The sequence below is a fragment of the Paraburkholderia solitsugae genome, from assembly GCF_013177695.1.
GTDB lineage: Bacteria > Pseudomonadota > Gammaproteobacteria > Burkholderiales > Burkholderiaceae > Paraburkholderia > Paraburkholderia solitsugae.
The window spans coordinates 39,647-61,830 of sequence record NZ_WOEY01000091.1 but is presented as its reverse complement, the minus strand read 5'-3'; the positions used below and the strand labels follow the sequence as shown (position 1 = coordinate 61,830).

Below are 22,184 nucleotides of genomic sequence, written 5' to 3'. Positions count from 1 at the left end.
TAATGTCTTAAATCACGCAACGTGCCGCGCGATTGCGTAACGCACGGATCGCGCTGAACGCGGTCAGGGCGGACGTCTTGGGGTTGTCCGGCAGCGGCTTGCCGCACATTTCCAGCGACATCTCGCCGAATGCGCCGCGCGCCACGATGCGGTGCACATTGCGCGACACGTTCGGGTCGGCGATCAGGCGGACCGTGGTGTGGTCCAGACCGAGGCCGGCCAGGGCGACCGTCGCGGCAACGTTGGCGTTCTTCGGATACAGCCGCGCCGCTTCGCGTGCGCTGCCTTCGAAAATCACCATCTCTTCGGTCAGCGTGTGCAGATTGCAGACCTGTTCCGCGGGCGTGCCAAGCCAGCCCGTGGGCGGCTTGCGGCCGGTGTACAGCACTTCGTCGAGGCCGCCGAGCTTGGCCGCAGCCAGTGCATCCACGCCGCCGATGGCGCCTGATAGCAGGGTCAACGTCGCATCGCCTTCGTCAGCCGCCGCGGACAGTGCGTCCAGCAACATCATGTCGGACAGCGCACCGATCGAGGCGACCGCGCAATCCGTACCGGCTTTCAGCAACGGCACCACGTGATCGACCAGCGCGCTATGGCCCGCACATTCCAGCGCGAAATGCGGCTGGCTGTTCAACGCGGACACCGACGAGACGACGTCGACCGACGACCCCACCACTTCACGCACCGACGCCATATAGCGTTCCGGCACAATCACGTGCGAAACGTGCACCGTCGGATCCGACTCGACCGAGCGATACACCGCCTGGCCGATCGCGCCGAAGCCGATCATCGCGACGTCGACGGGTGCGTGATGCCCCGCGTAGCCGGCCTCATGCATGTTCGGGCTCCTGTTCCTTGACCGGCGGGCCTGCGAACGCGGTGGCGAACGAGCCGACCGACAGCATGTCCACTTCGACCAGCACGGGGCCCGTCTTCGCCATGCCTTCGCGGATGATTTCCTCAGCCTGGTCGAGCGACTTGATGCGATAGTGCGTGAGCTTCAGGCTCTCGCAGAACTGCGCGAAATCCGGCTGGTGCAAATCGACGTAGCAGCGGCGGCCGCCGTATTGCGCGTCCTGAATGTTGCGGATCACGCCGTAGCACTGGTCGTTCATCAGCACGATCATCACGTTGGCGTTTTCCTGCACGGCCGTTGCGAGTTCGCCGACGTTGACCATCAGGCCGCCGTCGCCGACCAGGCACACGGTCTTCGCAGCATTGCCAGCCAGTGCTGCGCCGATACCCATTTGCATGCCTTGGCCGATACCGCCGCCGAGTGCGTGAACGCCCGCACGCGGCGAGAAGATCTTCAGCATGCGGTTACCCCACGTGCTGTTCGAGATCGTGACGTCGCGCACCCAGTTATAGTCGCGGCCCACAGCCTGTTGCAGGGCGTCGACAAGGCGCTTGTACGGGCCAAGGCCCTTGCCCACATCAGCGACTGCGCTTTCGCGTGCGGCAGCCAGGTCTTGCGCGAAAGTCGGATCGACCTTCAGGCGGCCTTCGAGCAGCGTCGCGAGTTCTTCGAGAACGGCCGATGCGTCGCCGTGAATGAACATGTCGTTGCGATAGCCGCGATTGTCGGCGAGCGCGTCGGCGTCGATGCGATACAGCGGTTGCGGCAGCGCGAGCTTGTATTTCAGCGTTTCATTGCCACGCAGACGCGAACCGACGACCACCAGCGCGTCACACGTCTTGTAGAAGCTTTCGACAGCGGCATGCACGTTGAACGCGCCGAGCGTCGCCGGATGATCTTCCGGCAGCACGCCACGGCCTTGAACGCTGGTCACAACACCGAAGCCCAACGCCACCAGACGTTCAACCGCAGCACGTGCGTGACGCGTACCGCCACCCAGCCACAACAGCGGACGCTTCGCATTCGCCAGTTGATCCGCGAGTTGCGCGACGCGCTTGCTGCAATGCGTAAGCGTCGTAACGTGCGGCGCAGCCAGATCGGCAGGCCATTCGATCTCGGCAGCCTGAATGTCGATCGGAATTTCAACGCTGACCGGGCCGCTCGGCGCTGTTTGCGCGACACGGACGGCTTCGCGGATCGTCGGCAGCGCGGTTTCGACCGAGCGCACGCGGAACGCGGCCTTCGAGATCGACGACAGCATCGACAATTGATCCGGCGCTTCGTGGATATAAGCGAGGTCCTGATCGAGGTATTCGGTTTCGATCTGGCCGGTGACGTGCAAGAGCGCGGTGCCCGCCGTCAGTGCTTCGACCATCGCGCCGGCAGCGTTACCCGCCGCCGTGCCGGTGCTGGTGAATGCCACGCCAAGGCCGCCGGAGACACGCGCCAGGCCATCGGCCATATTCACCGCGCCCGCTTCGCCACGTGCGCCGACGTAGCGAATCTTGCCGCGGTTGTGGATCGCGTCGAGGATCGGCATGTTGTGGATCGAGATTACGCCAAATGCGGTTTGAACGCCGCATTGCTCGAGAAAAGCGGCGATCAGTTCGCCAACGGTGGTTTTGTTAGACATGTCGTGCAACGCCTCCAGAAACATCGATGTGACTGCCCGTCGTATAGGACGACAGCGTCGTAGCCAGGTAAAAGAGCGCTTGTGCGGCTTCTTCGGGGCGACCGAAGCGGCCTAGCGGAATGTTTTTCTTGCGCGCGAGTTCAGCGGTCCAGTCTTCCCAGCTCTGGCCCGGCTGTGCTTCCTTCGCGTAACGGCGGCGCCATTGACCTGATTCGACGATGCCGATCAGAATCGAATTCACGCGAATGCGTTGCGGCGCAAGCTCCACCGCGAGCGATTTGATGAGGCTCAGCACACCGGCGCGAGCCGACGAGGTCGCCACCATATGCGGCTCCGGCTGCAGTGCGAGCAGCGAGTTCACGCAGACCACCGCGGCATGGCCTGACCCGGCCGCATCGCGCAGCATCGGCATGAACGCGCGGGTCGGGCGGATCACGCTGAAGTACTTCAGGTCGAGTTCTTCGCGCCAGGCGTCGTCGGTGGTATCGGCGAACGTTGACACGCGGCCCTGGCCGGCGTTGTTCACCAGCATGTCCGTGCGGCCGAAGCGCGCTTGCACCGCTTGCGCGAAGGCGTTCACTGCGTCGGCGTCGAGCACGTCGCAGGTTTGCGCCAGCAGTTGCGCGCCGGGAAACTGCGCCTTCAGCGAGGCTTCCGCTTGCGCGAGACGGTCGCTGTCGCGTCCGCAGATCGCAACTGAAGCGCCTGCCCGCAGAAACAGTTCGGCGGTGGCGAGGCCGATGCCGGACGAGCCGCCCGTCACCACCGCTACCTGTCCGGTCAAGTCGATTTGGATCATTTGAGCCCCAGTGCCTTCATGTATTTCGTGCCCGCGTTCGGGCTACCCTTCGGCCGATAGTTGAGCCGCTGCGAGAGTTCGTCGGCGGCACGGCGAACCTTGTCGATCAGGCCGCTATCGAGCAGCGACGCGTCGATCTCGTGGCGCGGAATCGTCGTCGTGATCACGGCGACGATGCGGCCCGTGTCGTTGCGCACCGGCGCGCTCACCACCGAAATGCCGCGCTCGAACGACGACTCGCTGATCGCGTAACCGCGCTTGGCGTCATCGCGAATGCGTTCGTACAGGTCGTCGATCGTGGCGGGCGTCTGCTTCGTGAAGCGTTCGAGTTCCGGCTCGGGATAGAGCTTTTTCAAGTCATCGAGCGTCATGTCGCCCATCAGCACCTGACCGTGCGTCGTCGCGTAAGCCGGCAGGCGCGTGCCGACGTTCACCTTCACCGAGCTGAAAATCGGTGCGTGGCTTTGCGCCTTGGCGACGAATACGACATCACGTCCGTCGCGAATCACGATGTGGCTCGTCAAGCCGGTGTCGTTGCGCAGCGCCTCGATGATCGGCAAACCGAGGTCGGTCAATTCAAGCGAGCTCAGATATTCGAAACCTAGTCGCAACACCGCGACGCCGAGGCGATAGTTGCGGTCCTTATCAGCACGCTCGAGAAAACCGAGCGATTCAAGTGTTTGCAGCAGACGGAACACCGTCGTGCGGGGAATCTTCAGGCGCTTCGATAATTCCGGTGCGCCGAGTACCGGCTCGCGCGGCGAAAACTCGGTGAGGATATTCAGACCGCGTTCCAGACCCGGCACGCGATAGCTGATATCGCTGCTGGTGTCGTTGCGGTCGTCGTCCGCGTCGCGCTCGGCGTTAATCGTGTCGGGCGTCATTCATTGGCTCCGTTGTCCGTCGCTCGCGCGGCAGAACGTGTCGATGATCGCGGTGTACGCGGCGGGTGCTTCGATATAGCCGGCATGCCCCGCCCGGGGCACGACCTGCAGTTCGGTGCTGGCGGCCAGTGCGAGTCGCTCGCAGGCCTCGGGGGTCGTAATCGTGTCTTCAGCGCCAACCGCGACGTTGATGCGGCCTTTGTAGCGAGCGAGATCACTGGCGAGATCGGCGTTCGCGAGCAGATGCGTCGCTTGCGCATAGCCGTGCGGAATCACGCGCGACATGTTCCAGCGCACCCATGCGCGCGCTTCGTCTCTCGCATGGACAGACAACATATTGGTGCTGCGTTTTTCGGCGAGACCTTGCGGGCCGAGTTCGGCAATCATCGCAAGACGCTGATCGCGTTTCGTCTCGCGCACTTCCGCCGCCGAAGCGCCATAACCGCCAGCCGGCGACAACAGCAGCAAGCCGGCCACGCGCTGCGGATTCGTCACAGCAAACGCACCCGCGATGATCGCGCCAAGCGAATGGCCCAGCAGCACGCAGCGTTCAATGCCGAGCGCGTCGAGCCATTCCTTCAATACAGCTGCGTAATCGCTTGCGGCAGGCGAATCGGCTTCGACCGGTGTTGACGCCCCATACCCCGGCGCATCCCACGCCAGCACACGGCGCGTCTCACCCAGTACTTCAAACTGCTGCACCCACGAAGCCGCGCCCGAACCGATACCGTGCAACAGCACGAGCGGCAGTGCTTCGCTTTCGGCGCTATCCACATCGCGATAGCTCACCGCGCGTTGCGATGCCAGCCAGATCTGCTGCGCGGGAAAGCGGCCAAGGCGCGCTTCGAGCGTAGCGTTCTGATCGACGGTAGTGGACGGGACTGCGGACATGATTTCCTTCGCGGGTGATTTCAAAGCGACGCCAGTGTTGAAAGGCTTAGCGCTTGAGCTTGGCCAAAGGCGAATCCGGCGGATACGTCGGCGTGATCGGCTTGGCTGCACCGAGCATCACGCACATCAACGCGTCTTCTTCGCCGATGTTCACTTCCGTGCGATACACGCCCGGCGGCACCGAAATCAGATCGCGTTCGCCGAGCACGGCTTCCCACGTTTCACCGTCTTTCTCGCAGATCACTTTCATCTTGCCGCGCAGCACGAAGAAAATTTCTTCGACATCCATATGAATATGGCTCGGGCCGATGTTGCCGGCCGGGATCACCATCGTCGAGAACGTGAAGCCGCCTGCCGGTACTGTGTTCATATCCTTCGCGACGCCCGTGCCGCCCGTGCCGACGTAGCGCATTTGCGCGCGGCGATATTTCGGGTCGTAATCGGCCTGGAACTTCAGCGCTTCCCAGTCATAGCGACGCGTTTCCAGGCGTGCCACGCGGGTGTCCAACCATTGGGCAAAGCTCGCGTCCGCAGGTTGTTCCCACGATTTACGTTCGAGTTCGGCGTCCGCCATCTCTTTCTCCTTTCGATTCGACAAGATCAATTCATCACGAAGCCGCCGTTGACCGGCAGCAACTGGCCAGTCACGAAGCGCGCGGCATCGGACAACAGGAACAGCACCGGCCCGGTAACGTCGTCGGGCACTTGTGCGCGCGTGAGCGCGCGGCCTTGCAGGTAATACTGGTGACGCTCGGCGGGCACGTAGGCGGTGGCCTCGACTTCGGTGAGGCCCGGTGCGATCGCGTTGACCGTCACGCAGTGGGCGCCGAATTCGCGCGCCAGCGAGCGGGTCATCGAGATCACGGCGCCCTTGCTGGCCACATACGCGAGCAACTTCGGCGCGCCCCACATCGCTGTATCCGACGCGATGTTGACGATGCTGCCGCGGCCCGAGTCGCGCAGATACGGCAATGCCGCGGTGCTCATCAGCCACGTGCCACGCACGTTGACGTTCATCACGGCGTCCCACGTGTCGACCGACAATTCGTCGGCAAACTTGCCGCCCGAGGTGGTGATCGCCGCGTTGTTGATCAGTGCGTCGAGGCCGCCGAGTTGCACCGCCGCTTGATCGGCGAACTGCTTGATGCTGGCGGGGTCGGCGAGATCGAGCGGCAGATACGTCACCGCGTGACCTTGCTCGACCAGCGACGCAGCAAGCGCACGGCCCTCGTCATGCAGCACGTCGCCAAACACCACTTGCGCGCCCGCTTGCACCAGCGAGCGAACGAACGCCGCGCCGAGACCTCGCGCGCCGCCGGTCACGAGGACCCGCAGGCCATTGAGTGCTGACAATGCCGATGGCGCTTCGTTATGCATGGCTGTGGCCTGCTGCGTCCGTTTGCGCGGCGCCGGACTGAGCGGCTTCAGCGCGATGTGCTTCCAGATCGGCAAAATGCTGTTGTGCGCGCTGACGCAGCATGCGGCGCACACGCGTCATGCCGACGTCGTGCTGATAGAGGAATTCGTGGTTGCGCGCATTCGGCGCCATGCTTTCCAGCACGTAGCGGTCTTGCTCGAGCACGTCCCAATGCAGACCTTCCAGACGGTTGCGATACATGAAACGCCATGCGTCGCGCTGCCAGCCCGACACCTTGCGGGTACGCCAGAAGTAAACCTGGCAGTTATTTTCGTCGATGGGCACAGCGAAGCCGATGATCCCGAAGTTGCCGCCCGGGCCGAACTTCTTCTTGTACGGAATCGCGAGGCGCATCCACAGCGTGCCGGTCTCGCCGAGCTCGACCCAGTCGAAGTTCACATCGCGCTGACCGACCTTTTCGAACATCAGTCCGGTTTCGGTCTTGCGCACGCGCATGTCGGCCTGCTTGTCGCCTTCGGCCATCGAGTGCGACGTCGCGTGCAGGTACGCGCCGTGCATCGGGTCCATCACGTTGTCGATTGCGTACTGGTAATTGCACTTCCAGTTCGACATGCACAGGAAGCTCGCGTACTCCTCGCCGACCAGCTCTTCCGGCAGCACAAGCGGAGTGGGTTCTTTATGGGCCTCGTCGCCGAACCACAGGAAAATCGCGCCGGCGTGTTCTTCGGCCGGATACGACTTCACGCACTTCTGGCCTTCCAGCGGGCAGTTAGAAACAGCGGGCACTTTCGTGACCATGCCGCCGCCGTCGATTTCAATGCCGTGATACCAGCACGCGACGCTGCCGCCGAGATTCCAGCCGAGCGACAGACGCGCGCCGCGATGCGGGCAACGGTCTTCGAGCGCGCGGACTTTGCCTTCCTTGTCGCGCCACAGCACGATCTGATCGCCGAGGCGCGTGACGCCGACCGGCGCGTCGCCGACTTGCCAGCTCGGTGCAACGGGATACCAGTAATTGCGCAGGCCGCGGTTCAGATAGGACTGAATCGGGTCGGCCGCGCCTTGAGTCGTTGTATTGGGGGACGTCATGAAGAGACTCCGGGTACGAAAGCGATGAAACGTGTTCGGGAAAGCGCGCTTATTCGGCGAGCAGGCGGAATTCGGCAGCGAGACGATCGACGTCCCACGCATTGCCTTCCGGCGTACGGAAGCCCACGCGGTTCAGGCCGTCGACGACTTCCGGCAACTCCATCGCGCCGGCTTCGAAGACCTGTTCGAGCGCATCGCCGAAGTCGTTTTCGTATTGGGTCGGCTCAGCCTTACGCGTTTGCCAGATGAAGTTTTCGGTCTCGCCCGGCTTTTCGATCACGCCCTTGCCGGCGACGTTGTTCGGCTGCGGCGCAAGCCACGGCTTCAGGAAGGGATTGAAGTTCACGATGTGTTCTGACATGTCATTCCACCTTGATCTGGATTTCTTCGCCGGCGAGACGTACCGAGTACATCTTCAGGTCGCGGCCACCCGGCTCTTTCAAGCACTTGCCGGTCGGGATATGGAACACGGCTTCGTGCAGCGGGCATTCGACGGTGTCGCCGTCGACAAAGCCCTGCGTCAGCAACGCGTACGCATGGGGGCAGACGTTTTCCAGCGCGTACAGCGCATCGCCCAACTTGTAGATGCCGATTTCCGTGCCGTCAAGTTTGAACTCGAGCGGCGCGTCTTCGGACAGGTCGCCGGCATGGCCGGCGCAGCGCCATTGTTCAGTCATTTCTCGCCTTCTCCTGAAGCCTTATGTTCCATACAAGGAACATCAGTTCGTGTATGGATAATTATAGGAGCGGCTTTGCATAGAGAAAATAAAAATCTGGGTTGGTAGGGGAAAACACCGACTGTGGCGTTCACAACACAGCTTTGCGTGAACTGACATAAGTGGCCTCGTTTGCTCAAGAACCTTTGTGGGCTTGGGTTTGCCCATAATTTTCAGACAAATACTGAAGCGCTCGTACGGGTTTGTCCGGGGTCCGAAAATTTATTTTGACCGCTTCCAGACTCACTATACTTTCCATAGGCGATACAAACGCCCATAGGTGGAACATAAAGCGGAACAGTTTTGGCGCATAAACCCGAAGCTGCATTCAACTCAAAGCAAGGATCAGGGACGACGAAATCGGCGTGAGCCGTCCGTCGTGTGATCAGGAGAACCAACGGTGAAGCACATCATTGCGGCGGCCGGCTTGACGGCAATCTGCGCAACGACTGGCGCATGGGCGCAGAGCAGCGTGACGCTATACGGCAGCCTGGATGCCGGTATTGCGTATATCAGCAATGCAGGTGGCAGCTCGAAGTGGATCGAGGAGCAAGGCAACATGCAGCCGGATCGCTGGGGCCTGAAGGGCGTGGAAGATCTGGGCGGCGGTCTGAAGACGGTATTCCAGTTGGAAAACGGCTTCTACACGAACACAGGCGCATTCGCCAAAGCCGGCACCCTGTTCAACCGTCAGGCTTATGTCGGACTGAGTTCGGACCAGATCGGCACAGTGACGCTCGGCCATCAGACGCCGTTCAGCTTCGACGTGCTGGACCCCTTTAGCACGGCTTATCTGGCCGCGAGCTGGTACGCATTTCACCCAGGCAACATCGACGAGCTCGCCGACACTGGCGTGGTGCCGTTCGACAACTCGGTGAAATTCCGCTCGGCGACTTTCGCCGGTTTCTCGGTTGGCGCGATGATGGGTCTTGGCAACACGACCAACTTCTCCACCGGCAAGACACTGAGCTTTGCGCTTAGCTATGCGAATGGTCCGTTCAAGGCCGGCGCGACCTATGCGAACGAGCACGACCGTACGCCGTCGATCGTGACGACGGGCATCACCACCTTCCAGGGCGTTGCAGCGGCGAACTACACCGCGGACAAGGTCGAGAACATGGGCGCGGGAGCGTCATACCAGTTCGGCAAGCTGCTGGTGCATGGTTTGTACACGCGTGTGAAGCTGGAATCGTCCAGTCATTCGGACACGTATCAGAGCTACGATGTGGGCGCGAATTATCAGTTCACGCCTTTCAACAGCATCGCCGGCGGCGCCGCGACGACCACGTTGGCGGGCCACCGCTGGACGCAGTTCGAGATCGGCGATATCTACTCGCTGTCGAAATCAACGCAGTTGTATGTGAATGCACTGTATGAGCGCGCGGGTTCGAATACGGATGCTGCGTTCTTTACTGCGGGTGTATCGAGCGGCCGGAATCAGACGATTTTCCTGACGGGTATTCACCACTCGTTCTGATCGCCATGATGCCGACGACGTAAAGCAAACGGCCCGGGTGCGAAAGCAGCCGGGCCGTTTGGCATAAGCAGAAGCAAAACCAGAATCAGTGCGCCGCAACCGGTCTGCGACGCGCTTGAGCCGCAGTCGGATCATCCGGCCGCGGACGATAGCTCAGACGCTCGGACAATTCGAGCGCCGCCTGGCAAACCGCGATGATGAGCGGCTCGCGCTCTTCGGCTTCGCCGATATCGGAACGCGGAATGGTGACTGTCAACGCGGCGGCGATCTTGCCGCTTTGATCGCGCACCGGCGCGCTCACGACCGAGATCCCTCGTTCAAAAGACGCCTCGCTCAATGCATAGCCGAGCGCCGCGCTTTCGCGCACGCGTCCATACAGTTCTTCGACAGTCGCAGGCGTGCGTTCGGTGAAACGTTCGAGTTGCGGCTCGGGGTACAACTGACGCAATTCTTCGAAACTCAAATCGCCCATCAGCACCTGGCCATGGACGGTGGCATGCGCGGGCAGACGCGTCCCGACATGCACCTTCACGGAACTGAACATGGGCTCATGGGTTTGCGCTTTGGCGACGAACACCACGTCGCGCTGGTCGCGGATCAGCAGATGCGTGCTGAGGCCGGTCGCGTCGCGCAAGCGTTCCAAGATCGGGGTGCCGACGTCGGTGAGTTCGAGCGAACTCAGATACTCGAAACCGAGTCGCAACACCGCGACGCTCAAGCGGAAATAGCGGTCGCCATTCACGCGCTCGAGAAAGCCTAACGCTTCGAGCGTTTGCAGTAGACGGAATGTCGTGGTGCGCGGAATGCCGATGCGTTTCGACAATTCGGGCGCGCCCAGAATCGGTTCACGCGCGCTGAATTCGGCGAGGATGCGCAGGCCGCGCTCCAGCCCCGGCACGAGGTAAGTCGATCCACCGGTGCTCTCTTCATCGGTGGAATCGGCGGAATCAGCGCCTTCCGCATGGGACAACGCCGCATCGTCCTGCGAAGCCGGGGCCGCCGCACCGCGTGGCCTCGCCTGCTTGCGTCCCGCTCCTGTCTGCTCTTCTTTTGCCATCTTGGCTGCCGTTTCTGCTGTTCATCGGGTACAGATCAGCATGATAGCGCGAAGCACGCGGCGGTCATTTATCAAGGCACATCAAGGCACATCAAGGCACGGTGCGCGGTGCTATCCTTTGGTGCGCGGTCCATCGCGCGCGGTCTCACTGCCGCGCGTTGGTTCCCGCCAGGCGTCCGGAGGCCACGCTCATGTCCGAATCCGTCCAGATCCAGGTTGCCGACTCACATCTTTATCCGGGCTGCGCCGTGCATATCGCGCACCTGCCCGAACCGGCCCGCGCGGCCGCGGCTATCGTCGAATTCGCGGACGGCTCCGGCGCGCATGCCACCTGCCATCGGCGGACTTTCGACGAACTCGAATTGACCGTTGACGGTTACGCGACGCAGAGGCGTCATCCCGTCGACGCCAGACATTGGCTTCTGTTCGCCATCGACTCGACGCACAATAGCTGGCGCGTGAAACGACGATTACCTTAGCTGTGCCGGAACCTTCCGGCCACCTCGTATCAGAAACCCGGTGCCGCGCGCATGCCGCCCCGAGCGGCAGCTAGAGCCTGTGAAGCGCCCGTCACGCTAACTTCGAAACCGACCGATGACAGACAACGACTCCCCCCTGCCGCCGAACCCCAACGATGCCCCCGACGATCCCGAGCGCCGCCGTGTCCTGCCCGGCCTCGCCGCGGCCGGTATCGGACTCGCGCTGACCGGTTGCTCGACCGAGCAAAGTACCGCGAGCGGCGCGGCGCCGCGCAGTGCCGCCGACATGCGGCTCGATGCCGCCTTACACGATCAGGTCAAGCAGATCGTGGTGATCTACGCCGAGAACCGCAGCTTCGCAAACCTGTACGGCAACTTTCCCGGCGTCCAGCATCCACTCGACGCGGTGAGCGCCGAACGTTACCTGCAACTCGACCGCGACGGCAAGACGCCGCTGCCGCGCCTGCCGGCGATCTGGGGCGGCCTCGTGCCACAAGCGCAGGAGGTGGACGGCAAACGTTACATGATCGGTCAGAAGGATATCGGCAAACTGCGCAACGGCCCGTTCCACATCACCGATGCCCAGGGCGCGCCGTTACCGAACGGCGTGATCACGCGCGATCTGGTGCATCGCTTTTATCAGAACCAGATGCAGATCAACGCCGGGCGCAACAACCAGTTCGCCGCATGGGGCGATTCCGGCGGACTGGTAATGGGGCACTACCGCAGTTCCGCCGACACGCTGCGTCTGTGGAATCTCGCGCAGCAATACACGCTGTGCGACAACTTCTTCATGGCGGCCTTCGGCGGCTCGTGGATGAACCACATTTTTCTGATCTCGGCGCAGGCGCCGTTTTACCCCGACATCCACAACAGTCCGGCGAAGAAAATGGTCTCGGTGGTCGACGGCGACGATCCGACCGGCACACGGCTCAAGCTGGCGCCGGACTCGCCTGCGTCCGCGCTCGACGGTCCGCCGAAATTCGTCAACGACGGCGCGTTTACCGCCGACGGCTACGCCGTCAACACGATGGCGCCGCCGTATCAGCCGAGCAGTGTGCGTCCGGCCGAAGGCGGCAATCCCGCGTTCGCCGACCCATCGAATCCGCGCGTGATGCCGCCGCAAAACTACGCGACGATCGGCGACCGTCTGACGGACAAGGGCGTCGACTGGGCATGGTACAGCGGTGCGTGGCAGTACGCGCTGGAGCATCAGGATACGGGCGCGGTGCCTGACTTCCAGTACCACCATCAGCCGTTCAACTACTTCGCCAATTACGCGCCGGGCACGGCCGCGCGGCGCAGGTATCTGCGCGATGCGGGCCTCGGCGACGACGCGTCCACCAATCGTCTGATTGCCGATATCGACGCGGGGCGTTTGCCGGCGGTCACGTTCTACAAACCGCAGGGCGACCTGAACATGCACGCGGGGTATGCGGACGTCGCATCGGGGGATCGTCACATCGCGAATGTGATCGAGCATATTCAGCACGGTCCGCAGTGGGCCAATACGGTCGTGGTCGTCACGGTCGATGAGAACGGCGGCTGGTGGGATCCGGTCTCACCGCCGAAGGGCGACCGCTGGGGGCCGGGATCGCGGATTCCCGCGTTGGTGATTTCGCCGTTGGCGAAGAAGGGTTATGTCGATCACACGGTGTACGACACCAATTCGATTCTTCGCCTGATTAGCCGGGTGCATGGGCTGGCGCCGCTGGACGGGGTTGCCGCACGAGATCGGGCTTTTGCGCAGAATGGCCTGGCGCCGCTTGGGGATTTGACCGGTACGCTGGATCTCGCCTAAGCCGTTTTTACCTATCTCGAAGGGGTGCGCAGCAGTGCGTCAATCACTGCGCCGCCCCGTGCAGCTTCGCAATCACCGAATCCGAAATCTGCTGAGCGGTCTTCTTGATCGTCTTTTTCTCGTCGCCGCCCGCCATCACGAACTTGGCCGCGATCACGTAGGGATTGAGTTTGATCACCGCGCCTGGCTTCCCCTTGCTGTCGGCCTCTTCGACGGCCTGATAGAGCGGCGGTAAATCAGCCGTCCCCAGGCTGTCGCACGATACCGCGACTTGAATATCGTTCTGCCCTGCACCAAAACCGACCATCGCGCGTCTTAGACGATTGCCGTCGTCGACGCTCAGGAACACGCCGCGCACTTGCCAGCCCGTTGCGGGTAATGGTTGACCGGGCGCACTGCGGCGCGCGTCGACACCGCCCTTTTTCAGATCCGCAGTCAGCGCGTCCGCCATCTCGTTCACGATGTCCTTGGCGTGGTCCTCCGGATTCTTGTCCTTGCCTAACGGTCCCGGGCCACTCGGCAGCAAACCGCGCAGACCGCGCAATCGTTGCCCCGGTCCGCTGTCGGGTTTCACGTTGGCCACGTCGAGTTCGAAGTCGGACACATAGACGATCGGCACCGGTGCCGCGAACGGGGTGCTGTCCGCTGCGGCACTGAGCGTCGATACCGCGCCGAGGCACGCCGCCATCATCGTGAGTTGCAGGAATCGACGCAGCATGGCGCTGCCTCCGCGAATGTCTTTTAGACGCGGCTATCGTACAACCGTATGCACGGTGCGTAAGTTTTTTTCGTGCCTGATCCGTCGTACCTTTTGCCTTGCATAACACGCGTTGCGACATAGACTGTTAGGGCATCACTTCGCACTTTGTACGGAACTGCCATGCGCCTGACTATCCTCATCAACGGTTCCGATCCCACCGTCAGCCACGACTACGCTGTGTTATGGCTCGACACCGATGAACACCGGTGGTCGAGAGAAGCGCATCAAGGGATCGATCTGCCCCCGTGGGGGGAATTACACGACGACAATGGCGTGACCACTCTCTGTGCGCCGAGCGCGGATGCGCCGCTGTGCACGCTGCGCGGATTGCACGTCGATCGCAAACAACGCGTGAGCGCGGCGCAAGGCGCCGCGGCATGGACGGCCTTGCCCACACGCGCGCAAACCAGCGGCTTCTGGCGCTTACAAGCCGTTGACCGTCAGAACGTGCATGCCGAGCACAGCGTATTCGGTAATTAAGTTCGAGCACTTTTTCGCCCGTCGAAATTTTTACTCACATAAACCGCGCCGCCCGGGCGCGGGCGGATTCGTGCGCGAATTCGACCTTCAATGCACGCCATACTTTGCATCGCGTGCGCTTAAGTCGGTCTTAAGTTTGCGTGCGTAGAGTTTGAATTCCACGCATTAGGGTCGCTGCAAAGCGGCCCGTTTTTTTTGGTGTGGCGCTTTGGGGCTTTTTGGTGCGCCGTGCGCTTCATGCGCTTCATGCGCTTCATGCGCTTCATGCGCTTCATGCGCTTCATGCGCTTCATGCGCTTCATGCGCTTCATGCGCTTCATGCGCTTCATGCGCTTGCACCATTTTCCTCGCCGCGAGTACCGCGCAAAATCCGCTTTCTTCCTCTGTGATTCCCTGTGTTCGACGTCGCTCGATGCGGGCTCGCGACGCTATACTTGCGCCCCCGGTTCCTCGATTGATTGACACATGAAGAAGTGGTTTGCCTGTCTGTTGTTCGCCGTTGCCGCTCACGCGAGCGCGGCGCCTTCCTGCACCCAGTTCACCCCGAATGCGCAATGGCCGGTTCTGACCAATCAGAAGATGGCGCCGAAAACGCGCATGCTGTGCTACAGCGATTTCGCGGTGCTGCACTCGGGTATCACGCATGGTCCGCTGTGGTCCGCCGAGCATCTGACGCGCGAGCATATCGAAGCCGCCAAAGACATGGTACGCACCAACAAATTCTTCGAAGACGCGCGTTTGCCGGACGGCGAAGGCGCGACGCTCGCGGACTATAAGCGCAGCGGCTTCGATCGCGGCCATATGAGTCCGGCAGGCAATCGCTGGAATCAGGAAGCGATGGCACAATCGTTTTCGCTGGCCAACGTCGTGCCGCAGAACCGCGAGAACAATCAGCGCTTGTGGGCGCGTATCGAAACGTCAGTGCGTAAGATCGCAACGTCGTACAACGATACCTATGTGGTCACCGGGCCGATTTTCAGCGGCCAGCAATTGCAGACCATCGGACCGACGCGCGTCTTCGTGCCGACGCAGTTGTTCAAAGTGGTCTACGTGCCGTCCCGGCAAATGGCGTTCGCGGTGGTGGTGGACAATGTGTCGACCAACCGCTACGACATCAGGACGATTCACGAACTCGAGGCGGCATCGGGCATCCGTTTTCCGGGTATTCCGGAACACGTCAAAGATCAGCGACCGGGAGGACTGAAAGGTGTTTAAACCCTATTCGAACGATGACGACGTGCTCAACATCCAGGGCGATGCATTCACCGTCAGCAACGGCACCACGCGCGTGGTGCTGAACGGCACGCTGGAGTTGACTCAGGACCAGCGCGGGCTGAAGGCGGCGTTGGCGCTGAAGGAAGCGATCGATGCGGTGGTGGCTGCGCTGCAGGCGCAGACCAATTTGCCGGCGAAGGTGAAGGACGAGCCGGATGCGAAGCCGGGCGTCGTGCAGAATCCGTTTCAATAGTGCGTCGCGTCACTCAACAACCACTGCGCGGTCATCGCCTCCGCTCCCGCCGGCCGACCATAGAAGTAGCCTTGCGCGATATCGCATCCCATGTTCGTCAGTAAGTCGGCGACATCAGACGTTTCCACCCCCTCGGCCACCACCTCCAGGTTGAAACTATGCGCCAGCGTGATGGACGATTCCACGATCCGGCGATCCGCTTCTTCTGTCATGAGTGATGCGATAAAGGAGCGATCGATCTTCAGGATATGGACAGGAAGCTTCTTCAGATAAGCGAGCGAAGAGTGACCCGCGCCAAAGTCATCGATAGACAGTCTTACGCCGATGTCTCGAATCTGACAAAGTTGCATCAGTGCGGTATCGGGATCGCTCATCAGTGCGCTTTCCGTGACTTCCAGTTCGAGTTGCTCCGGCGAAACATCGAACTCGGCGAGCAATGCGCGTACTTGCGCCACGAAATCCCTATGCAGCAGATTGTTCATGCTCACGTTGACAGATACCGACACCCTCGGATCTAGCAGCGACCACGACTTCAGTTGCCGCATCGCCATCCTGATCACCCGATCCGTAAAGGGATAAATCAACTCCGTAGTTTCCGCCAAAGGAATGAAAATGCCAGGCGATATGGCACCCTGACTGGGATGTGTCCAGCGCGCCAATGCCTCGAAGCCGACCAGGGCCCCATCACTCAAGCGCACTTTTGGCTGGTACGCCAGAGCCAGGTCTCCGTTGCGGATGGCGCGTGCAAAATCAGACTTGAACGTCAATGACCGCGGCGCGTAGCAATCCAGCTTCTGCGAATAATACTCAAACGGAATCATTGCCCGTTTTGCGGAATACATGGCGATGTCGGCACAGCGTAGAAGCTGCTCGGCATCAGTTGCGTCATCGGGATAGACCGCGATGCCGACACTCGCGGAAATTTCGAAATTGGCATCGTTGAGCGTGAAGGTTTTTTGCACGGCTGCGTGCAGTTCCTGGCAGAACTCAGCGACTCCACCTGCCCATTCCCTCGGGTCCGCGCAAACCGCAATTTCGTCGCCCCCAAGTCTGCCAATGCAGCCAGACCGGTTTTCAAGCACGCGGCTTAGTCTCCCGCCCAGAATTTCAAGGACAGTGTCGCCAGCGTGATGCCCCAACGAGTCGTTAATGTCCTTGAAACGGTTCAAGTCCACAAACGCAACGAAGAACGACGTGTCCGAATGGCCGCCGATTCTGCTAGCAACATGATCAAGGAACGCGGAACGATTCAGCAGCCCCGTTAACGCATCGTGCCGGGCGAGAAATTCCTGCCGGGCAAGATGCTCGCGCTCGGCCGTCACGTCCCGCAACAGCGCTGTGACGAATGGATCCGTGTCGCGTGGAGACGCGAATAGATGCAATTTCACGTAGACCATGCCCGACTGGCCGACCCGCCGAAATTGCCAGTCATGTGTGCGCGTTTCGCCCGGCTGGAGTTTGCGCAATTGTCTCAGTCCGCGGGACTCGACCACCGCTGAATCTCTATCCGTAACCGTAAGATGAAAAAGATTCACACCAGCGAGATCCTGTTCCGATCCAACACGCAAAAGGCGGGAAGCCGCCTGATTGCATTTCTGGATGACGCCGTCGCGATTCAGGATGACCAGTCCGTCGCCCACCGATCTGAACAGTTGCCGGTACTGGCTGTGGCTACCCTGCAGGTCCAGGACTGCCTTCTTCAATCGCAAACCGAAGACAATTGATGCAATAGTCCCTGCCAACAGTAAAAAGAGCTGCACAGCAGACTGTCGCAGCCATGCTATCTCGATCGAGCGCTTAGGCACGCCCACCACCACAAAGAGCGGTAGAGAGTCGGAGTGCGAGTAGCCCAAAATGTCGTATCGACGATCGACGGAAGATTCGCTTTCAAATGTCCCTGATTGCTGCGCCGCCAGGATTCGTAGCAAGTTTGGCGGAACCGGAGCGGGGCGAATCTCGAAGGCGCGCTCGCGACTAAGGTAGCGGAACAGCCTTTTCCCGTCTCCCGTGAACAAACCAAAGCGTCCGTCTGTTACCAATTGAAGACTGGCCGCCGCTTCGACCAACTGCTCCGCCGGAACGAGTGAGAAGAAAACGTCCGCGTCTCTGCTGGATTCCACGCTGCGTAACGCCAGGGGTAAATACCAGATGCCGCGCTCATCGTCATGGATAAGCGGGAGTGGCTGGACGGTGTTCGCCTGCAGGGTTCTGAACGCCGCCTTTAGCGCGCTTGCCATAGCGGGTTGATTGATGAAAAAGCCCGCGCGGTCCACCATCAGGACTTCGCCGCCGTGGTCGGCCCCAACTAGCGCCGATACGGTGTCATAGCGCATCGCCTCCGACAGGCTAGCCTGCACCAGGCGCGTGCTCGCCCCCGGATTTCCTTGCAAATCCGAGCGAACGCCCAAGACGCTATTGGTCGCCCGCACAAGTTCGCCCGAAATATGCAACTGCACTGCCTCTGCAATGTTCAGCGCATCCTTGTGCCCGGTCTCCACCATCTTGATGCGGTCCCGAGCAAGCCCGTAGCCGGCAAGTCCGATCAACACGAACACAGCCAAAAACAGGACCAACTCGAATTGGTGACGGCGAAGAAAATCCAGCCCGATAGGGGAGCGATTCAGCATGGGTAGACCTGGTAAGCAGGCGTGCGAACAACAAAAATACCAACGGGGCACAAAGGGCTTAACGGTCTGCTCCACCACTTCTTAATGGGTACAAATAAGGGTTGAGGTGCAAAAAGTGATCAACGAATCGATGCGGTTCCAGCGCGGAGATTGAATCAGACTGGGCGCGAGAGGTATTCGGCTAGGCTAGCCAACATTGCATCGCAGCGGGTCAGTTGCTCGACGGTAATAAATTCGTCAGGTTTGTGCCCTTGATCCATGCTTCCCGGCCCGCAGACCACGGTGGGAATGCCTGCCTGGTCGAACAGTCCGCCCTCGGTGCCGAAGGCCACCGTACCGAACTCGGTGGAACCGCTCAGCAATGCCAACAGGCGTGCCGCTTCGCTGTCGGGCGAGGTGGCTAATCCCGGGTAGGCGGAGAGCGACTGAAAGCGAATGTCAGTATCGGGCTGCACAGAACGCATCTTCGGCAGCAGTTCGGCCTCGGCGTAGATCTGCAACTCATCCGCCACGTCGTAGGCGTGGAAGCCTGGCAAGGCGCGCACCTCGAAATCGAATTCGCATTCAGCCGGCACGATGTTCAGCGCACGCCCCCCTTTGATTACGCCGGTCTGCACTGTCGAGAACGGCGGATCAAAGCGCTGATCGTGATGTTCAGGCTGTGCCAGCTCCGAGCCGATCTCTTCCAACCTGCCGATCAGTCGCGCCGCATAGTGGATAGCGTTGACGCCATAGGGTGCGTAGGCCGAGTGGCAGGCAGCCCCTTTCACCTGGCAGCGCATCGCCAGCTTGGCCTTATGGCCCAAAACCGGCTTCAAGTCGGTAGGTTCGCCGATCAGGCACAGACGCGGTTTGTGCGGACGCTTTTCCAATTCCGCCAACATCGGTCGCACACCAAGGCATCCCACTTCCTCGTCATAGGAGAAGGCAAGGTGTACCGGCAGCTTCAGCGGCCGCTTGAGAAAGACCGGTACTGCCGCCAACACGGAGGCGATGAAGCCCTTCATGTCGGCCGTGCCGCGACCGTACAGCCGCCCGTCTCTCTCGGTGAGACGGAACGGCTCCACCGTCCAGGCCTGCCCATCCACCGGCACCACATCGGTATGGCCGGAAAGCACAACGCCACCCCGGTCACGAGGACCAATGGTGGCGAACAGGTTGGCCTTGGTGCGCTCCGGGTTGTAGAACAGCTCGCTCTCCACGCCGAGTTCCGCCAGGTAATGCTGGATGAAAGCGATCAGTTCCAGGTTGGAGTCCCGACTGACGGTAGCGAAACCGATCAGTCGTTCGAGCAGCTCACGGCTGGACATTTCACTCATTGCCCGGTACCCCGTAGCTGGGCGCCGCGGTCGGGTTCAACGCACGCGCGAGGTAGTCCTGCATCTGCGGCCGGTAGGCTTGCCAGAGCGCGCCCAATTGGCCGATTGGGTCTTCCTCCGCCCAGTCGACGCGCAGATCGACGATCGGCCAGCTCACCTCGCCCACGACCTTGAGCGCCGCCGAGTGCACGGGCCCTGCCTCGCCACCGGCCGCCATCGCGGCATGCATGGCTACCAGCAGGCGATCGGCAAGCATCCCAGGCGCATTCTCGAACGCCTGAACCATCGCCTCGATGACCTGAACACCCGCCAATAAGTTGCCGGCGGCTACGCACTGCTCACCCGCCACAGCGTTGTGTAAACCCAGTGTTTCTTTACCGCTAAAGAACGCGGTACGGCCCTGGCCATCGATCACCGTCACCTGGCGATACTCGCTCCAGCCGTTGGCGCTGAGCGCCCGGTCCAGGGCCGCGGCAGGCTCGATCGGCTGGTTTTCGAGGAGGTCGAGAATCTGCGGGCCGAGGGCAGGCAGGGTGACGTTCTGGGTCGCCACCGCACCCACTCCCGCCCGTACCCAGGGGCATCGAGCACCCACCGCGATACTGGAAGAGCTGATGGCGATCCCGAGTTGCCCCGTCTCCGCGCAACGTCCGACGATAGAGAAAGTCATGTCCTGCTCCTTAGGCCTGAGCCGGCTTCCAGCCATCCGGGATCACCGCGATCACGTCGATCTCCATCAGCCACTGCGGTTGGCCGAGCGCGCTCACCACCAGGCCGGTAGAAATGGGGAACACACCCTTGAGCCACTTGCCGACCTCCTGGTACACCGGCTCGCGATAGCGCGGGTCGATCAGGTAGGTGGTGGTCTTGACGATGTGGGACATATCGCTGCCCGCCTCTTCCAGCAACTGCTTGACGTTCTGCATCGCTTGCCTCGCCTGGGCACCCGGGTCGCCGAGCCCGACCAGGTGGCCTTCGAAATCGGTGCCAACCTGACCGCGCACATAGACGGTGTTGCCGGCGCGCACGGCCTGACAGAGGTCGTTATCCAGCGTCTGGTTCGGATAGGTATCCTTGGTGTTGAACATGCGGATGCGGGTGTGCGTGGGCTGGCTCATTAGTGGACCTCAGTACTCGGAAGAAATTTTGCTTCGTAGATCTCGCGACCGTCTTCTGCCTGGCGTTCCGAGGCATCGCGGTAGGAGAGATATTTGCGCTGCGTGACGATATGGTCGGCAATATGCTTGGCGTCGTGCCAGACGCCCCAGATGAAAGCGGAGCCACGACGCGACAGCCACGGCAGACCCAGGAAATAAACGCCAGGCTCGATCGACACGCCGCGCTGATGTTTCGGCTTACCGTTTGCGTCGAAAGCGTTGACATGCAGCCAGTTGTAATCGACGGCATAGCCGGTTGCCCACACGATCGAGGTCACGCCGGCCCGGGCCAGATCGAGTTCAGGAATGGGATGGGTCACGCATTCCGGATCCGGGAGCATATGGCGGGCTTCAGGTTCTTCCGGGAGATCGAGACCATTGCGGGCAATATAGGCGTCAGCGGCATTCAGCAAAGACAGATAGTTCTCGTCGCCGCGAGCCAGGTTGTCAGCCAGATCCGATTCGAAGGTCACCACACCGTCATGGAACGATTTCGTCAAACCGACGAGCGTGATCCCCTGATTGGCAAGCCGCCGGAAGTCAACCGTATGGCCACCACGCGCACCGCTTACGGCAATGGTCACATGTTCCCTGCCCGGCCTCATGACCTCCGCATCCCATTCGCCGAGCACGCCCAGCCACCAGCAAAAGTCACGATTGCGATAGGCGCGTGGAGGACGATCGTGCGCGCCAACCGAGAGGTAAACCTGCTTGCCGGCGCGCTGCAGTTCATCCGCGATCTGCACCCCCGATGACCCGGCGCCGACCACCAGAACCCCACCCTCGGGCAGTTGCTGCGGATTACGATACTCGGCGGAGTGGATCTGCGTGAGCTCCCCGGCTTCAGGCGCGATCGGCGGGATAACCGGGCGCTGAAAAGGCCCGGTCGTGACAACCACGCGGTTGGCCTCGATCACGCCTTTCGTGGTTTCAACGGTGAAGCCCGGCCGGCCGGCATTGCGTACCACCTTCGTCACTTCCACACCCGTGCGGATGGGTGCGTTGAACTTCCTGGCATAGGCTTCAAAATAATCCGCCACCCGATCTTTCGAGGCGAAGGCATCGGGGTCGAGATCGTCGAACTCCATGCCCGGGAAACGATCGTGCCAGGCCGGACCATTGGCAACCAGAGAATCCCACCGTCCCGTGCGCCAGCGTTCGGCGATACGATCGCGCTCCAGAACGAGGTGGGGCACCCCGAGTTTGCTCAGGTGTTCACTCATGGCCACGCCGGCCTGACCGGCGCCGACCACAAGCGTATCGATTGACGTTCTTTCAACTGTCACGGCTATCTCCTTGCAAGATCCACTGAT

24 protein-coding genes are annotated in these 22,184 nt (G+C 61.3%); 7 read left to right on the top strand and 17 right to left on the bottom strand.

The window, feature by feature from the left end:
- Positions 1 to 7: 7 nt before the first annotated feature.
- From GNZ12_RS23775 to GNZ12_RS23730, 10 genes are read right to left on the bottom strand one after another with little or no spacing between them, the layout of a single operon-like run.
- Entirely contained in the window at positions 8 to 838 is an 831-nt protein-coding gene (locus GNZ12_RS23775) for an aspartate dehydrogenase (protein ID WP_172314248.1), read from the bottom strand.
- On the bottom strand, positions 831 to 2,489 hold the full coding sequence (locus GNZ12_RS23770; protein WP_172314246.1) for a thiamine pyrophosphate-binding protein: 1,659 nt from the start codon (positions 2,487 to 2,489) through the stop codon (positions 831 to 833). The genes GNZ12_RS23775 and GNZ12_RS23770 overlap by 8 nt, the downstream gene beginning before the upstream one ends.
- Positions 2,482 to 3,288 (bottom strand): SDR family oxidoreductase, encoded by an 807-nt coding sequence (locus tag GNZ12_RS23765; RefSeq protein WP_172314244.1) that lies wholly within the window; start codon positions 3,286 to 3,288, stop codon positions 2,482 to 2,484. Before GNZ12_RS23765 ends, GNZ12_RS23770 begins: the two co-directional genes overlap by 8 nt.
- The gene (locus GNZ12_RS23760; protein ID WP_172314242.1) at positions 3,285 to 4,172 is read right to left on the bottom strand and encodes an IclR family transcriptional regulator; all 888 of its coding nucleotides are present in this window, start codon (positions 4,170 to 4,172) and stop codon (positions 3,285 to 3,287) included. Before GNZ12_RS23760 ends, GNZ12_RS23765 begins: the two co-directional genes overlap by 4 nt.
- Entirely contained in the window at positions 4,173 to 5,063 is an 891-nt protein-coding gene (locus tag GNZ12_RS23755; RefSeq protein ID WP_172314240.1) for an alpha/beta fold hydrolase, read from the bottom strand.
- A 46-nt stretch (positions 5,064 to 5,109) separates the two neighbouring features.
- Entirely contained in the window at positions 5,110 to 5,637 is a 528-nt protein-coding gene (locus GNZ12_RS23750; RefSeq protein ID WP_172314238.1) for a cupin domain-containing protein, read from the bottom strand.
- Positions 5,638 to 5,663: 26 nt separating this feature from the next.
- The gene (locus tag GNZ12_RS23745) at positions 5,664 to 6,440 is read right to left on the bottom strand and encodes an SDR family oxidoreductase (protein ID WP_172314236.1); all 777 of its coding nucleotides are present in this window, start codon (positions 6,438 to 6,440) and stop codon (positions 5,664 to 5,666) included.
- Positions 6,433 to 7,530 carry an aromatic ring-hydroxylating dioxygenase subunit alpha gene (locus GNZ12_RS23740; protein ID WP_172314234.1) on the bottom strand — a complete coding sequence of 366 codons (1,098 nt, stop codon included), beginning with the start codon at positions 7,528 to 7,530 and terminating at the stop codon, positions 6,433 to 6,435. Before GNZ12_RS23740 ends, GNZ12_RS23745 begins: the two co-directional genes overlap by 8 nt.
- A gap of 49 nt (positions 7,531 to 7,579) precedes the next feature.
- On the bottom strand, positions 7,580 to 7,891 hold the full coding sequence (locus GNZ12_RS23735) for a recombinase-like helix-turn-helix domain-containing protein (RefSeq protein WP_172314232.1): 312 nt from the start codon (positions 7,889 to 7,891) through the stop codon (positions 7,580 to 7,582).
- Position 7,892: 1 nt separating this feature from the next.
- Complete coding sequence (locus GNZ12_RS23730; protein ID WP_172314230.1) at positions 7,893 to 8,207, bottom strand: non-heme iron oxygenase ferredoxin subunit; 315 nt, start codon at positions 8,205 to 8,207, stop codon at positions 7,893 to 7,895.
- 439 nt (positions 8,208 to 8,646) lie between these two features.
- Between GNZ12_RS23730 and GNZ12_RS23725 the strand changes: the two genes are divergently transcribed.
- Entirely contained in the window at positions 8,647 to 9,723 is a 1,077-nt protein-coding gene (locus GNZ12_RS23725; RefSeq protein ID WP_172314228.1) for a porin, read from the top strand.
- An 85-nt stretch (positions 9,724 to 9,808) separates the two neighbouring features.
- Here GNZ12_RS23725 and GNZ12_RS23720 read toward each other — a convergent pair whose 3' ends face one another.
- Complete coding sequence (locus tag GNZ12_RS23720) at positions 9,809 to 10,780, bottom strand: IclR family transcriptional regulator (RefSeq protein WP_172314226.1); 972 nt, start codon at positions 10,778 to 10,780, stop codon at positions 9,809 to 9,811.
- A gap of 191 nt (positions 10,781 to 10,971) precedes the next feature.
- Between GNZ12_RS23720 and GNZ12_RS23715 the strand changes: the two genes are divergently transcribed.
- Together GNZ12_RS23715 and GNZ12_RS23710 are read left to right on the top strand one after the other, a co-directional pair.
- On the top strand, positions 10,972 to 11,259 hold the full coding sequence (locus GNZ12_RS23715) for a hypothetical protein (RefSeq protein WP_172314224.1): 288 nt from the start codon (positions 10,972 to 10,974) through the stop codon (positions 11,257 to 11,259).
- A 115-nt stretch (positions 11,260 to 11,374) separates the two neighbouring features.
- The gene (locus GNZ12_RS23710; protein ID WP_172314222.1) at positions 11,375 to 13,060 is read left to right on the top strand and encodes an acid phosphatase; all 1,686 of its coding nucleotides are present in this window, start codon (positions 11,375 to 11,377) and stop codon (positions 13,058 to 13,060) included.
- A gap of 43 nt (positions 13,061 to 13,103) precedes the next feature.
- Here GNZ12_RS23710 and GNZ12_RS23705 read toward each other — a convergent pair whose 3' ends face one another.
- Positions 13,104 to 13,778 carry a DUF4410 domain-containing protein gene (locus GNZ12_RS23705; RefSeq protein ID WP_172314220.1) on the bottom strand — a complete coding sequence of 225 codons (675 nt, stop codon included), beginning with the start codon at positions 13,776 to 13,778 and terminating at the stop codon, positions 13,104 to 13,106.
- Between the two features lie 162 nt (positions 13,779 to 13,940).
- On the opposite strand from GNZ12_RS23705, the gene GNZ12_RS23700 reads away from it, so the two are divergent.
- From GNZ12_RS23700 to GNZ12_RS23685, 4 genes are all read left to right on the top strand, one after another.
- Positions 13,941 to 14,300 carry a DUF3564 domain-containing protein gene (locus tag GNZ12_RS23700; RefSeq protein WP_074289210.1) on the top strand — a complete coding sequence of 120 codons (360 nt, stop codon included), beginning with the start codon at positions 13,941 to 13,943 and terminating at the stop codon, positions 14,298 to 14,300.
- A gap of 237 nt (positions 14,301 to 14,537) precedes the next feature.
- A complete protein-coding gene (locus GNZ12_RS23695; RefSeq protein ID WP_172314218.1) occupies positions 14,538 to 14,762 on the top strand; it encodes a hypothetical protein in 225 nt (74 codons plus the stop codon).
- Positions 14,763 to 14,765: 3 nt separating this feature from the next.
- Positions 14,766 to 15,515: a DNA/RNA non-specific endonuclease gene (locus GNZ12_RS23690; RefSeq protein ID WP_172314216.1), complete on the top strand. Its 750-nt coding sequence runs from the start codon at positions 14,766 to 14,768 to the stop codon at positions 15,513 to 15,515.
- Positions 15,508 to 15,768 carry a hypothetical protein gene (locus GNZ12_RS23685; RefSeq protein ID WP_074289208.1) on the top strand — a complete coding sequence of 87 codons (261 nt, stop codon included), beginning with the start codon at positions 15,508 to 15,510 and terminating at the stop codon, positions 15,766 to 15,768. The genes GNZ12_RS23690 and GNZ12_RS23685 overlap by 8 nt, the downstream gene beginning before the upstream one ends.
- Here GNZ12_RS23685 and GNZ12_RS23680 read toward each other — a convergent pair.
- The 5 genes from GNZ12_RS23680 to GNZ12_RS23660 all read right to left on the bottom strand — a co-directional run bounded on the left by GNZ12_RS23680 (position 15,762) and on the right by GNZ12_RS23660 (position 22,157).
- Positions 15,762 to 18,395: a putative bifunctional diguanylate cyclase/phosphodiesterase gene (locus GNZ12_RS23680; protein ID WP_172314214.1), complete on the bottom strand. Its 2,634-nt coding sequence runs from the start codon at positions 18,393 to 18,395 to the stop codon at positions 15,762 to 15,764. The two genes, GNZ12_RS23685 and GNZ12_RS23680, sit on opposite strands and share 7 nt — an antisense overlap.
- A 155-nt stretch (positions 18,396 to 18,550) precedes the next feature.
- Positions 18,551 to 19,714 (bottom strand): acetylornithine deacetylase, encoded by a 1,164-nt coding sequence (gene argE / locus GNZ12_RS23675; RefSeq protein WP_172314212.1) that lies wholly within the window; start codon positions 19,712 to 19,714, stop codon positions 18,551 to 18,553.
- On the bottom strand, positions 19,707 to 20,384 hold the full coding sequence (locus tag GNZ12_RS23670) for a DUF1028 domain-containing protein (protein WP_172314210.1): 678 nt from the start codon (positions 20,382 to 20,384) through the stop codon (positions 19,707 to 19,709). Before GNZ12_RS23670 ends, argE begins: the two co-directional genes overlap by 8 nt.
- 10 nt (positions 20,385 to 20,394) lie before the next feature.
- Positions 20,395 to 20,832, bottom strand: coding sequence for a RidA family protein (locus GNZ12_RS23665; protein ID WP_172314208.1), 438 nt, complete (start codon positions 20,830 to 20,832; stop codon positions 20,395 to 20,397).
- Entirely contained in the window at positions 20,832 to 22,157 is a 1,326-nt protein-coding gene (locus tag GNZ12_RS23660) for a flavin-containing monooxygenase (RefSeq protein ID WP_172314206.1), read from the bottom strand. The genes GNZ12_RS23665 and GNZ12_RS23660 overlap by 1 nt, the downstream gene beginning before the upstream one ends.
- Positions 22,158 to 22,184: the final 27 nt, after the last annotated feature.